The sequence below is a fragment of the Acrocarpospora sp. B8E8 genome (assembly GCF_039871605.1).
In the GTDB taxonomy this organism is placed as follows: Bacteria; Actinomycetota; Actinomycetes; order Streptosporangiales; family Streptosporangiaceae; genus Acrocarpospora; species Acrocarpospora macrocephala.
The window spans coordinates 67,693-80,162 of the sequence record NZ_JBDPLV010000057.1; the positions used below are offsets into that span (position 1 = coordinate 67,693).

A 12,470-nucleotide genomic window follows, 5' to 3' on the forward strand; every position below is an offset into this window, starting at 1 on the left:
CTAGGGTGCTGGCAGTTCTGGTCGGCGTCGCGTGGCTTGACCTGTTCCCGAAGGTGGAGGCCGCCGGTGACCGCGATCACGACTATCGTGATCTTCACCGCGACGTACGTGCTCATCGCGACGGAGAAGGTGCACCGGGTGGCCGCCGCGCTCGGCGGGGCGGCGCTGATGCTGCTGATTCACGCGGTTGACGGTCAGGCGGCGTTTTTCTCGGAGTCGACCGGGATCGATTGGAACGTCATCTTCCTGCTGCTCGGCATGATGATCATCGTTGGCGTGCTGAAGCAGACCGGGATCTTCGAATACCTGGCGATCTGGGCCGCCAAGAGGGCACGGGGGCGGCCGTTCCGGCTCATGGCGCTCCTGGTCGTCATCACCGCGGTGGCCTCGGCACTGCTGGACAACGTCACCACGGTCCTGCTGATCGCGCCGGTGACGTTCCTGGTGTGTGAACGGCTGGCGCTGCCGGTGGCGCCGTTCCTGATCGCCGAGGCGATGGCCGCCAACATCGGCGGCACCGCCACGCTGATCGGCGACCCGCCCAACATCATCATCGCCAGCCGGGCGGGGTTGACCTTCAACGACTTCCTCATCCACCTGGCGCCGCTGATCCTCCTCGTGGTGGCGGTCTTCCTGGGGTTGTGCCGGATCCTGTTCCGCGGGTCGTACCTCTACCATCCCGAACGCGTCGCCGAGGTGATGCTCCTGGACGAGCGGGAAGTGATCCAGGACCGGCGGCTGCTGTGGCAGTCGCTCGCCGTGCTCGCGATCGTGATCGTGGCTTTCGCGCTCCACCCGGTGCTGCACTACGAACCCGCGGTCGTGGCCCTGCTGGGCGCCGGGATCCTGGTGGCCGCGACCAAGGTGACCACCGAGCAGGCGCTGCGCGAGGTGGAGTGGCCGACGCTGGTGTTCTTCATGGGACTGTTCGTCATGGTCGGCGCGCTGGTGGAGACCGGTGTCATCGGGCAGATCTCGCGGGCCGCCGCCGCAGCGACCGAGGGCAGGCTCGGGCTGGCCGCGATGGTGCTGCTGTGGGCCTCGGCCAGCCTGTCGGCGATCGTGGACAACATCCCCTACGTCGCCACGATGAGCCCGATCGTCGCCGATCTGGCCCAGTCTTTCGGCCCGGACGGCCAGGTGCTGTGGTGGGCGCTGGCGCTCGGCGCCGACCTGGGCGGCAACGCCACCGCGGTTGGCGCCTCGGCCAACGTCGTCATCCTGGGTCTGGCCGAGCGGAACGGCACCCGGATCAGCTTCTGGCAGTTCACCCGGTACGGCCTGGTCGTTACTCTGGTGACCGTGGCGGTGGCCACGCCGTACCTGTGGCTGCGCTACCTCGCGGGATAAGCTGGAGACCTCCCTTGGAGGCGTTCGATGCGCGCACGCGATCTTGTCATCGGGTTCCCGACCGTCACCCTGGACACGCCCGCGCTGGAGGCCGCCCGCCTGCTGGCCGACCGGGACCTGCCCGGCCTGATCGTCGTCGACGAGCGCGACCAGCCGTTCACGATCCTGCCCGGCACCCAGGTGCTGCGCCTGGCCGTACCGCGCTACTGCCAGGACGATCCGGCCCTGGCCCGGGTGGTGGACGAGGCCCACGCCGACCTGTTCCTGCGCGGGCTGGGCGATCGGACCGTCCGGGAGTGCCTGCCCGAGCAACCGCGCGAGCTTCCCATCGCCGAGGGTCGCGCGACCGTGCTGGAGATGGCCGCCCTGATGGCCCGCACCCGCAGCCCCCTGCTCGCCGTGGTGGACAACGACGTGCTGGTCGGCGCCGTCACGCTACACGTGCTGCTGGACCACGCGCTGGTCTCCTGAGTCAGCCGGCCGCCAGGAAGACAGGAAGAGGCGCATCCTGCCGGTGATCGACGGATAGCCGGCCAATTAGATGCGGTGGGAGTGGTGCGTGCACCCGCGTGCGGCCGTATCCCAGCTTGCAGGGAGCGGCACGACACCCACCGGCAGCTCAGGTCGCCAGCCGAAGGACGCGCCGTGCCGAAGATCATCGGCTCACTCGGTGGTCGTTTCGGCCCAGACAACCCTGGCCGGTTCCCGGGCGACCTCCGTCACAACGATCGGACTGGGCCGCCTGCTCCCGGCCTGGTCACCTGGCGGAACTGGCGCACAACCGCTGCTGAGCACCCCGGCAAGCCATTGATGGCCAGGGTGTTGGACGCCACGGCCGCGTGATGAACGTGAAAGGCGCCTTTACTCGTTGCTGTCGCGGCCCTGACGCTCGGAACGATGTGGCCGACGGCCGCCTTCCCGCAGCTGTACAAGACCGCCGCCGAGCGGCAGACCGCGGGCGAGACGATAAACAGTCCAGCCGGGCTCGCGTTCACCGGGCCCGCGCACTACCTGAGTGACTACACCTACGGCTCGATGCTGGGTCACCAGATGCTCGGCTTCATGGTGATCATGGTCGGGATCATGAGCGTCCTGATGGTGGCCCGGCACACCCGGACCGAAGAGGAGACCGGACGGGCCGAACTCGTCCGGGCCGCCATCGTGGGGCGGCACGCGCTTGGCCGGCCGTCTCCAGCAGGAGGGCGCCTTCGCCGATCAGTCCAGTCGCGGGCTGGACAGGAAGTATCCCGCCTCGTCCATCCCGATCCGCGGCGCCCCGTGGGCGAAAAGATCCGCCAGAAGCCGCAAGTCGTGATCCATACCCTTCAACCGCGCTTTCGTCTGCACACCGCTGACCGTAGGGTGCGGAGCGTCCGAACGCACCAAGGCCGTCTGCTCCACGAGGGCACGGGCTGGGACTGGTCGCGGCGTCCAGATGGTGATTCCTGCGGAATCGCGGAAGGCCTACTGTCGCCGCGCTCATGCCGACGATCCGCGTGACTGGTGCGGCTTGGCGGATCATGACTGGCTTTGGCAGCCGCAGCCCGCCTGCGTCTTGGCCTGGCTCACGGTGAGCGCGGGATCCTCGGCCGACTCGGCCGGGGTGCAGCAGGCCGTCACCCCGCAGCAGGAACCCGTTTCCGGTGCCGCATCGGCGGTGGCGTTGCCGGGGGCGACAAGGGTGGGTTTGACGGCGCGGATGATCGCCGAGTGCATGCCGTCGGCGACCTGATGGGTCGCGGTGACGGTGATCGCGGTGAATCCCGCGGCCGCCAGGCCCCGCCGGTATTCACTAAAGGACAGCGCGCCCGCGATGCAGCCGGCGTAGTCGCCGCGTTCGGCGCGCTGGGGGGGTCAGGTCGTCGTCGGCGACGATGTCGGAGACGCCGATCCGGCCGCCCGGGGTCAGGACGCGGAAGGTCTCCGCGAACACCGCGCTCTTGTCGACCGACAGGTTGATGACGCAGTTGGAGATGACCACGTCCACGGTGGCGGCGGGCAGCGGGATGGCCTCGATGGCGCCTTTGAGGAATTCGACGTTGGTCGCGCCCGCCTTGCGTGTGTTGGCCAGGGCCAGGGCCAGCATCTCCTCGGTCATGTCCAGGCCGTAGGCCTTGCCGGTGGGCCCGACCCGGCGGGCTGAGAGGAGCACGTCGATGCCGCCGCCCGAGCCCAGGTCCAGCACCCGCTCACCGTGCCGCAGCTCGGCGACGGCGGTCGGGTTGCCGCAGCCCAGGGAGGCCGCCACCGCCTGAGCGGGCAGCGCGTCCCGCTGTTCGGCCTCATACAGCATGGCGCCGAATCGCTCATCGACCTCCACGGCCTGCGGCCCGCAACAGGCGCCGCCTCCGGTGGCGACCGCGACGGCGGCCGCCGCATACCGCTCACGCACCTGCTCTCGCAGGTCTGGGGACTGGTTGCCCATCGGCTTCTCCTTCACTTCCGCGCGTCCGTCCAGGAGCGCCCGGCCTTGAATTTGATGTCTGTCGAATCAGAGCATGGTCCGCTGATTTGAAGTCTGTCAATATAGAAAACTACCTAATCAACCCTTGGGTCTTTGTATCGCTGCGTGACGCCGGTTCCGGCGTGAAAATGCGGTGCTGACTCGCCGTACTCGCAGGGTCCGGCTTCGAGGTTCGGTCGGTTTCGGCGTTCGTCGTGGTGGCGCCGGATTCCTGCGTCACGATGGTCGGGCGCCGTCTGCGACGTCGAGTGAACTTGGCGCGGTAGAGCCCGTCCTTGAGTCTGACGCCGGGTACCGATCTCTCTAGGGCTGTTCCTTGTCGCTACGTGCACGCGGGCCAGATTTTCCGCTCGCCCCGGTACCCCGGGCGGCGTGTCCCGTTCCCCCGATCAGGAGTGAGGCCGCGTGGAGGATGTTGAGGATGAGCCGCTGTACCTGGACCGGGTATGCGGGCTGGACGTCGCGAAGGGCCAGGTGGATGCGTGTATCCGGGTGCCCAGCGACAAGAACCCCAAGCGCCGCGCTCAGGAGGTCCGTACGTTCGGCACCACCAAGAAAGAGCTGCTCTCGCTGGCGGACTGGCTGCGCGTGCACGGTGTCACCGATGTCGCGATGGAGGCAACGGGTGACTACTGGAAGGCGCCGTTCTTCCGGTTGGAGGCCGAGGGCTTCAACTGCGTTCTGGCCGACACCAAGCAGGTCAAGCATCTACCAGGGCGGCCGAAGACCGACAAGGCCGACTGCGTCTGGCTGGCCAAGAACTTCGAGCGGGGCATGCTCGCGGCCTGTTTCGTGGCCACCGAGGAGTTCCGGACGATCCGGCTGCATACCCGCTACCGGCGGAATCTGACCCAGGAACGGACCCGGGAGAAGCAGCGGGTGGAGAAGCTGCTCGAGGATGCTCTGATCAAGCTGTCCTGCGTACTGACCGATGTGCACGGCGTGTCCGGCCGGGCGATCATGGAAGCGCTCATCGCGGGTCACAAGGACCCGCGGACGCTGGCGGAGTTGGCGGTCCGCCGGGCCCGTAGCAAGATCCCCGAGCTGGTGGAGGCCCTTGACGGTGCCGACACCTTCCAAGAGCATCACGCGTTCCTGCTGCGCAAGATGCTGGACCGCATCGACCGCCAGACCGCCGATATCGACGACGTCACCGCGCAGATCGACGTTCTTCTGGCCCCCTTCGAGGAGCAAGTCACCCAGATCGACTCGGTCACCGGGTTCGGGCGACGCAGTGCCCAGGACCTACTCGCCGAGATCGGCATCGACATGTCCAGGTTCCGCACCGCTGCCCACCTGGTGTCCTGGTCCGGCTTCTGCCCGCTGATGAAACAGTCGGCCGGCAAGCTCATCGGCCGTAACGCCCGCACGAAAGGCAACCGGTACATCGGCGCCGTACTCGGCGAATCGTCCACAGCAGCGGGACGCACCAAGACCCGGGTCGGAGCCCGATACAGGCGCCTGGCCAAACGCCGCGGGAAGCCCAAGGCCCAGGTCGCCACCGGCAACACCCAGCTCAAGATCATCCATTGTCTACTGTCCAATCCCGGCATGCGCTACGAAGATCTCGGCCCCGACTACTACGAGACGCGGATGCACCACCGCAGACAGGTCCGCAACCACGTCAAGAGCCTGGAGCGCCTCGGCTACACCGTCACACTCGACACCACCCCTGCTACCACCCACCCAGCGGAAGAAGAGGTGGCCTAGCCCTCATCCCTCGGCTGATACCCGGCTCCGCTGACGCTCCGCCGGGTGCTGCCGCGCGCCCAGCTGAGGTTCTATTTTCGGGCCAGTACCCCGGCTCCGAAGCCCCCCCCCCCCCCCGCTGGCTTCCTCGCGAACCCGTCGCGTCGGCTAACCGCAGGTGGACGGGGAGCAGCCTGGAGCCGGGGCGTCCTGGGGCGGGCAGCAGGCGTGCAAGAGCGACTGCAGGTCCAGCAGGGCTCGGTTGATGCGCTCGGGATCGGCGCGGTAGTAGACGGTCTTCCATTCCCGCCGCGAGGTGAGCACCCCGCCCTCGCGCAAGGTGGCCAGGTGGGTGGAGGTCGCGGACTGGGCCAGTGACAGCCGCTCGGCGACCTCGTTGACCGTCAACTCGCCTCCCCCGGCGAACAGCAGCAGGATCTGCTGGCGGGTGTCGCTGGCCAGCGCCTTGAGCAGGCCGCGGGCCGCCTCGCTGAGCTGAACCGCATCGGTCGTCATGGTCCTAGCATCGCCCTCGGAAGTCATATTGTCATTTCCAGATATGAGGATACTATCGGACGGCATGAACACCGTCATAGACACCATCGTCATCGGCGGCGGCCAGTCAGGCCTGGCCGCCCTACACAGCCTGAGAGAACGCGGGCGCACCGCGGTTCTGCTGGAGGCCGGCGAGCAGCTCGCCGGTTCCTGGCCGCACTACTACGACAGCCTCACCCTGTTCTCCCCCGCCCGCTACAGCTGCCTGCCCGGCCTGGCCTTCGGCGGCGACCCCGAGCACTACCCGCACCGCGACGAAGTCGTCGCCTACCTGACCCGCTACGCCCGCGAACTGACCCGCGACGGCGCGCAGATCCGCACCGGCGCCCGGGTCGTCGGCGTCGTCGCGGCGGCCGGGGGCGGCTTCACCGTGCGACTGGCCGACGGGCAGAGGATGTCGGCGCGCAGCGTGATCGCCGCGACGGGTTCCTTCGCCCGGCCCTGGCTGCCGCCGCTGACCGGCGCGGACACCTTCACCGGCCAGATCCGGCACGCCGCCGGCTACCGCTCCCCCGAGCCGTACGCGGGCCGGCGGGTGGTGGTGGTCGGGGCGGGCAACTCGGCGGTCCAGATCGCCGTCGAGCTAGCCGCTCACGCCCGCGTCACCTTGGCCAGCCGGGCCCCGGTCCGGTTCGTGCCGCAGCGGCCGCTCGGCCGGGACCTGCACTTCTGGTTCCGCCTCACCGGTTTTGACCGGCTTCCGCTACGCCGTACCGGCGACCCGGTGCCCGCGCCGGTGCTGGATCCGGGCCGCTACCGCCGGGCGCTGGCCGCCGGGCTGCCGGACCGGCGGCCGATGTTCACCCGCCTGACAGCCGACCAAGTGGAGTGGGCCGACGGGACCCGCGAACGGGTCGACGTGGTGCTGCTGGCCACCGGCTACCGGCCGAACCTGGACTACCTGGCCGGTCTCGGCGCGCTGGACGCCGACGGCCGTCCCCGGCATGACCGGGGCCTGTCGACCAGCCACCCGGGGCTGGGCTATCTGGGGCTGGAATGGCAGCGCACCCCCTCCTCCAACACCCTGCGCGGCGTCGGCGCGGATGCCCGTCACCTCGTCGGTCGCCTCACCGCCCGGCTCGGCACCGGCCGCGTGCCCGCCCGCACCTGATCCGTCACGGTCGCCGCACACCTCTTGATTTGGTATTCATCTAAATTGACAGAACTCGAATCAATGAGGCATGCTGCCCACAACGGCTTGATTAGATGAAGCTCTAATCAAGTCGTGGTGCACCCGGTCGGCCTGCCCCGCAGTCGGCCAGCGGCCCGACCCGACGTCAGTTGATCGTGAGGAGAAAACAGCCATGAGTGGATGCTGCGGCCCCACCACCGCCGAACTCGAACCCGCCGCCGTCCCGGACGCTTCGGGTGGCGGCCTGGAGCAGCTGCCGGTGGTGGTGATCGGCGCCGGGCCGGTCGGGCTGGCCGCCGCCGCGCATCTCGCCGAACGTGGCCTGAACTTCCTGGTGCTGGAGGGCGGAAACCAGGCTGGCGCGTCGGTCGCCCAGTGGGGGCACGTCCGCGTCTTCAGCCCCTGGAAGTACAACATCGACCCCGCTGCCCGCCGCCTACTGGAAGCCGACGGCTGGCACGCCCCCGATCCCGACTGGCTGCCCACCGGCGCCGAACTCATCGGCGACTACCTCGCCCCGCTGGCCAAGCTCCTCGGCCCCGCGGTCCGGCTCGGCGTGAAGGTCACCGCGATCAGCCGCCTCGGCTACGACCGCGTTCGCACCAACGGCCGCGACCGGGTCCCCTTCCTCATCAGGACCGGCTCCGGCGAGGAACTGCGGGCACGGGCGATCATCGACGCCTCCGGCACCTACACCAGCCCCAACGTGCTCGGCGCCAGCGGCCTGCCCGCCTACGGCGAGGCCGAGGTGTTCATCGATCACGCCCTGCCCGACGTGCTCGGTGCCGACCGCGACCGCTATGCGGGCAAGCACACCCTGGTCGTCGGCGCGGGCCATTCGGCCGCCACCACGCTGCTCGCCCTGGCCCAGCTCGAAGGTGCCCAGATCACCTGGGCGATCCGCGCCGGCAGCGCCGACCGTACCTACGGGGGAGGCACCGCCGACGCGCTGCCCGCGCGTGGCGCGCTCGGCACCCGCCTGCGGGCCCATGTCGAGTCCGGCCGCATCACGCTCCTGAACGGATTCTTCACCCACCGGCTCACCCCCACCGGGCAGGGCGTCGAGGTGGTCAGCCGCGACCCGTCCGGCGCCGAGCAGGCCGTCACCGTCGACCAGGTCATCTCGGCCACCGGCTACCGGCCCGACCACTCCATCGCCGCCGAACTGCGCCTCGATGTGGATCCGATCCTCGGCTCCACCCGGGCGCTGGCCCCGCTGATCGACCCCAACCAGCACTCCTGCGGCACCGTCCCCGCCCACGGAGTCGACGAGCTGTCCCACCCCGAGCCCGGCTACTACGCCGTCGGCGTCAAGAGCTACGGCCGCGCCCCGACCTTCCTGATGGCCACCGGATACGAGCAGGTCCGCTCCGTCGTGGCCGCGCTGGCCGGTGACTGGGAAGCCGCCCGCGACGTGCAGCTCGACCTGCCCGAGACGGGAGTGTGCTCCTCCAGCCTGGCCGAGGCCCAGGAGCAGCGGGTCGGCCTGGCCACCGGCATCGGCGGCGGCCTGCTCACCGCCCCGCTGCCCCTGGTCACCGTCGGCGCCACCGACAGCGGCGGCAGTTGCTGCGGCTGAAAGGACGGGATCGACATGTCCGAGGGCTACCCCACCGCAGCCCAGAAGGAGGCGCTGCGCCTCATCTGCGAGCACGGCCGGCTGGACACGCGACGGCTGGGCGCTCACCTGGTCGGCGCCCGGCGAACGAGCGCCAACCCCGGCTTCGCCCCGGCCATCGCCCGGATGGCCGGAACCCTGGTCTGGCGGCTGGAGGCACAAGGCTTCATCGCGGGAAGCGAGGACACATGGACGACGACAGCCGAAGGCCGCCGTCTGATCTCCTGCTCCGGGGAACCCGAGTGAGCACCCTGACCGAGACCGCCGCCCCGCAGACCAGGGGCGGCGGTCATGGCCGGCGGATCGTCGCCGCCCTGGCCGTCACCCAGACCATCGGGTACGGGGTGCTCTACTACGCCTTCTCCGTCTTCCTCACCCCGATGACCCGCGACCTGCACGCCACCGGCGCGCAGGTCGCCGCCGGCCTCACCCTCTCGATCCTGATCGCCGCGCTGTGCGCCCCGCTGGTCGGCCGCGGGCTGATGACGGCCGGGTCGATTCTCGGCGCGGCCGCCGTACTGGCCTGGTCCCAGGTGGAGAACCTGCCCCAGCTGTATGCGGTGTCGGCCGCCATCGGCATCGCTAGCGCGATGGTGCTGTACGAGTCCGCCTTCGCCGTCATCGTCAGCTGGTTCGACGGCAACGGGCGCGGCCGGGCGAACGCGCTACTGGCGCTGACCGTGGTGGCCGCCGGGCTGATCGGCTCCGAACGCCGGGGCACCTGGGTCTACTACTGGATCGTCCCCGCGGTGGTTGCCAAGCTGGGCGCCCTGTTCACCCCGCTGACCGAGCCCACAGCCGCAGGGCCGGTCGACGTCGACCTCGTCACCGTCTGGCCGTCGATCCCGCCGCCAGAGCGGTGCCCTGGCCGCCAGCGGCCGAGCCAGCCGAGCCAGTTGTTACCAGCCACTGGCGTGCGGCTTGCTGAAGCGCGTCCCATGGACTGCCCAACGGCGGAGTATAAGCAAGATCCAGATCGAGAATCTCCCGCACGGTGATGCCGTGGTGAATGCCGGTCGCCAGCACGTCGATACGTTTGGCGATCTCCGCTCCGCGGCTGCCGATGATCTGGGCGCCCAGCAGCCGCTGACTCGAACGATCACCCGTCAGCCGCATGTGGACGGGGGTCGCGCCGGGATAGTAGGCCTTGTGGTCATCGGCCGTCGCCTGGGTGGTCAAGGGCGAGAAGCCTGCCCGGAGCGCCTCCTGATCTCGGATGCCCGTAGCGGTGCTGACCAGGTCGAATACCTTAACCACCTGGGTGCCGAGGACACCGGCGAAGACGCGGTCGCCCCCGGCGGCGTTCTCACCCGCGACCCGGCCCTGCTTGTGGGCGGTGGTCCCAAGCGGGATGTAGGTCGTGCGGTCAAGCAGCCGGTGATAGGTCTCCACGCAGTCGCCCGCCGCGTAGACGTCGGGCAGGTTGGTCCGCATCCGCCGGTCGACGGCCAGTGCCTGGCCCGCCCCGGTGAGCGCCCCGGCCGCGGCGGCGATCTGGGTGTCGGGGGTGACGCCGGTGACCACCAAGACGAGGTCGGCACTACGCCGATGCCCGTCCGTGCCCGTCACCAGCAACCGGGTGCCGTCGCGGCCGAGGGAATCGACGGTGACTCCGCAGTGCAGGTCAACGCCGTGCCGGGAGAGCTCGGCGGCCAGATGCCCGGCCGCCTCGGCGTCCAGGGACCGGGCCATCACCTGGTCCAGCCGCTCCAGAACGGTGACCTGCAAGCCGCGAGCCGACAGCGCCTCCGCCATCTCCAGGCCGATGTAACCGGCCCCGATGATGATGGCGGACCGCATCTGCGGCTGGCCGAGCATGCTGGTCAAGGCGAAGGTGTCGGCCATCGTATGCAGCTCGAAGACGCCGTCGTGCGGGCCCAGCAGATCCAGACCCGAGATCGGCGGCCGCTGCGGCTTGGCGCCCGTGCCGATGACCAATCGGTCGTAGCTCAGCTGCTGCCCCGCCTGGGTGGTGACCGTGTGCTCGGCGGGATCAATGGAAACGGCCCGTTGGCCGAGCCGCAGGTGCAGGCCCGCCGCTGTCAGCTCCTCCTGGGTCCGGTGCGCCAGATTCTCGGCCTGGGTGACCTCGCCGGACACGTAATAAGGGATTCCGCAGATGGAGTAGTTGGGGTAGCGGTCGGCGACAAGCAACGTGACCTCGGCGTTCTCGTCGAAGGCCTTGGCGCCCAGGCCCGCTTCGATCCCGGCATCGCTGCCTCCGATGATCAGCAGACGCATGGCAGAGCCCCCTTCTAGGTCAGCTCCTTGATGAGCTCTTCGACACGAGCGTGGATCTCGTCGCGAATCGGCCGGACCGCCTCAACGCCCTGACCGGCGGGGTCCTCCAGCTTCCAGTCCTCATAGCGCTTGCCGGGAAAGATCGGGCACGCGTCGCCGCACCCCATCGTGATGACCACATCGGAGGCCTCCACCGCCTCAACGGTGAGGACTTTGGGCCGCTCGGCGGTGATGTCGATGCCTACCTCGCGCATGGCCGCGACGGCGGCCGGGTTGATGGACTCGGCCGGGGCCGAGCCCGCCGAGCGGACTCACGGCCGCGCAAATCCGTACCCTCAACGGAGCCCACATTTTCGCCATGACCCGTACGCTCGCGGAGAGCCGGGTGGCTGTCCGTCGGACAGATCCGACGCTCTCATGGGGCATCGGCGCACATCCGGGGCGTGCTGACGCATTGGCCCAGTGGGATCGAGGCGAGTGCCAGCGGCAGCTGGAGCACACGTTCCTCGTCGGCGAGGTGGGGCTTGACCGCCAGGGGTCAAAAGAGACGCAACGGAACGTCTTCCGCACCGTCCTGGAGGTCACCGCAGAGGCGGGCGTCCTCCTATCGATCCACAGCACCGGACGACACGGCGACGTGCTCGACCTCTTGCGCCAGTTCCCCCAACGCGGCGCCATCCTGCACTGGTTCACTGCCGAAGCCCCGTTCGTCGAACGGGCGCGCGACCTTCACTGCTTCTTCTCCGTCAACGCCGCAATGACCGACGAACAGCTCCTGCGTATCCCACCTGACCGCATGCTCCCGGAAACCGACTTTCCTAGCTCACGCCGGCGCACACGAGCAACCAGGCCAGGTGACATCATGCACCTTGAGCAACGTCTGAGCGGACTGCTCGCCAAACCAGCCGACCAGATCCGAGCCTCCTGGTACCGCAACCTCGGCAACCTGGCAGAGCAGGCAGGCGCAAGTGAAAGGCTTTCACCACAACTCTCCGTGGCCATCGATATCGCCCGTGGACACAGCGCCTAGCTAGCCCACACGCTGACCGTCACGACTCCACCATGCTGGGGTGACGGTAAGCAGCCGTCATACGCCCCAAACCGAGTTGATCTTGATTAGCGACCTTCGTCGTTGATGCTGGGCGGTCATGGCGCGCGCCTCAATGCACATTGACGAGTTGGTCGAGCACTGCTCGATCCAGGACGAGGAACGTGATCTGATCGCCGGGAAGCGTAGTGCGACTCGGTCGGCCTTTGTGATCTTGTTGAGGTTCTATACCCGTTACGGCCGCTTCCCGCTAGGCCCGTTTTCCGTAGGTGGGGATGATTGGGGCATCTTCGGCGCGGCTTGTTGATCGTGGCAGTCCGAGCCGGTAGTTCCTGAGCCTCGTGAGACAACCAGCGCAGTTCGGCGGCCCGAG

The 12,470-nt window shown here is 68.9% G+C and carries 12 protein-coding genes and 1 pseudogene; 8 read left to right on the forward strand and 5 right to left on the reverse strand.

The genetic code is table 11. From position 1 onward, the window contains the following. Positions 1 to 66 precede the first annotated feature (66 nt). From ABGB08_RS39695 to ABGB08_RS39705, 3 genes are all read left to right on the forward strand, one after another. Complete coding sequence (locus ABGB08_RS39695) at positions 67 to 1,350, forward strand: ArsB/NhaD family transporter (RefSeq protein ID WP_347601531.1); 1,284 nt, start codon at positions 67 to 69, stop codon at positions 1,348 to 1,350. A 27-nt stretch (positions 1,351 to 1,377) separates the two neighbouring features. Beyond that, on the forward strand, positions 1,378 to 1,821 hold the full coding sequence (locus ABGB08_RS39700; protein ID WP_347601533.1) for a CBS domain-containing protein: 444 nt from the start codon (positions 1,378 to 1,380) through the stop codon (positions 1,819 to 1,821). 426 nt (positions 1,822 to 2,247) lie between these two features. Further along, on the forward strand, positions 2,248 to 2,850 hold the full coding sequence (locus ABGB08_RS39705; RefSeq protein ID WP_347601535.1) for a hypothetical protein: 603 nt from the start codon (positions 2,248 to 2,250) through the stop codon (positions 2,848 to 2,850). Between the two features lie 18 nt (positions 2,851 to 2,868). On the opposite strand, the gene ABGB08_RS39710 is transcribed toward ABGB08_RS39705, so the two are convergent. Beyond that, complete coding sequence (locus ABGB08_RS39710) at positions 2,869 to 3,066, reverse strand: hypothetical protein (protein WP_347601537.1); 198 nt, start codon at positions 3,064 to 3,066, stop codon at positions 2,869 to 2,871. A 76-nt stretch (positions 3,067 to 3,142) separates the two neighbouring features. Then, complete coding sequence (locus tag ABGB08_RS39715) at positions 3,143 to 3,775, reverse strand: methyltransferase domain-containing protein (RefSeq protein ID WP_347601539.1); 633 nt, start codon at positions 3,773 to 3,775, stop codon at positions 3,143 to 3,145. A gap of 444 nt (positions 3,776 to 4,219) precedes the next feature. On the opposite strand from ABGB08_RS39715, the gene ABGB08_RS39720 reads away from it, so the two are divergent. Continuing rightward, positions 4,220 to 5,524: an IS110 family transposase gene (locus ABGB08_RS39720; protein WP_347601541.1), complete on the forward strand. Its 1,305-nt coding sequence runs from the start codon at positions 4,220 to 4,222 to the stop codon at positions 5,522 to 5,524. A gap of 147 nt (positions 5,525 to 5,671) precedes the next feature. Here the strand turns inward: ABGB08_RS39720 and ABGB08_RS39725 are convergent, their stop codons facing one another. Then, positions 5,672 to 6,019, reverse strand: a complete 348-nt coding sequence (locus tag ABGB08_RS39725; RefSeq protein ID WP_347601543.1) for a metalloregulator ArsR/SmtB family transcription factor — start codon at positions 6,017 to 6,019, stop codon at positions 5,672 to 5,674. Between the two features lie 64 nt (positions 6,020 to 6,083). On the opposite strand from ABGB08_RS39725, the gene ABGB08_RS39730 reads away from it, so the two are divergent. The 3 genes from ABGB08_RS39730 to ABGB08_RS39740 all read left to right on the forward strand — a co-directional run bounded on the left by ABGB08_RS39730 (position 6,084) and on the right by ABGB08_RS39740 (position 9,054). Beyond that, positions 6,084 to 7,169, forward strand: coding sequence for an FAD-dependent oxidoreductase (locus ABGB08_RS39730; RefSeq protein ID WP_347601545.1), 1,086 nt, complete (start codon positions 6,084 to 6,086; stop codon positions 7,167 to 7,169). A gap of 193 nt (positions 7,170 to 7,362) precedes the next feature. Beyond that, complete coding sequence (locus ABGB08_RS39735) at positions 7,363 to 8,769, forward strand: FAD-dependent oxidoreductase (protein ID WP_347601547.1); 1,407 nt, start codon at positions 7,363 to 7,365, stop codon at positions 8,767 to 8,769. 15 nt (positions 8,770 to 8,784) lie between these two features. Then, on the forward strand, positions 8,785 to 9,054 hold the full coding sequence (locus tag ABGB08_RS39740) for a hypothetical protein (protein WP_347601549.1): 270 nt from the start codon (positions 8,785 to 8,787) through the stop codon (positions 9,052 to 9,054). A 579-nt stretch (positions 9,055 to 9,633) separates the two neighbouring features. On the opposite strand, the gene ABGB08_RS39745 is transcribed toward ABGB08_RS39740, so the two are convergent. Then, entirely contained in the window at positions 9,634 to 11,049 is a 1,416-nt protein-coding gene (locus tag ABGB08_RS39745) for an FAD-dependent oxidoreductase (RefSeq protein WP_347601551.1), read from the reverse strand. Positions 11,050 to 11,063: 14 nt separating this feature from the next. Beyond that, positions 11,064 to 11,360, reverse strand: a pseudogene (locus ABGB08_RS39750) (heat-shock protein HtpX); the annotation flags it as partial. Between the two features lie 38 nt (positions 11,361 to 11,398). Between ABGB08_RS39750 and ABGB08_RS39755 the strand changes: the two are divergent. Next, a complete protein-coding gene (locus ABGB08_RS39755; protein ID WP_347601555.1) occupies positions 11,399 to 12,079 on the forward strand; it encodes a TatD family hydrolase in 681 nt (226 codons plus the stop codon). Positions 12,080 to 12,470: the final 391 nt, after the last annotated feature.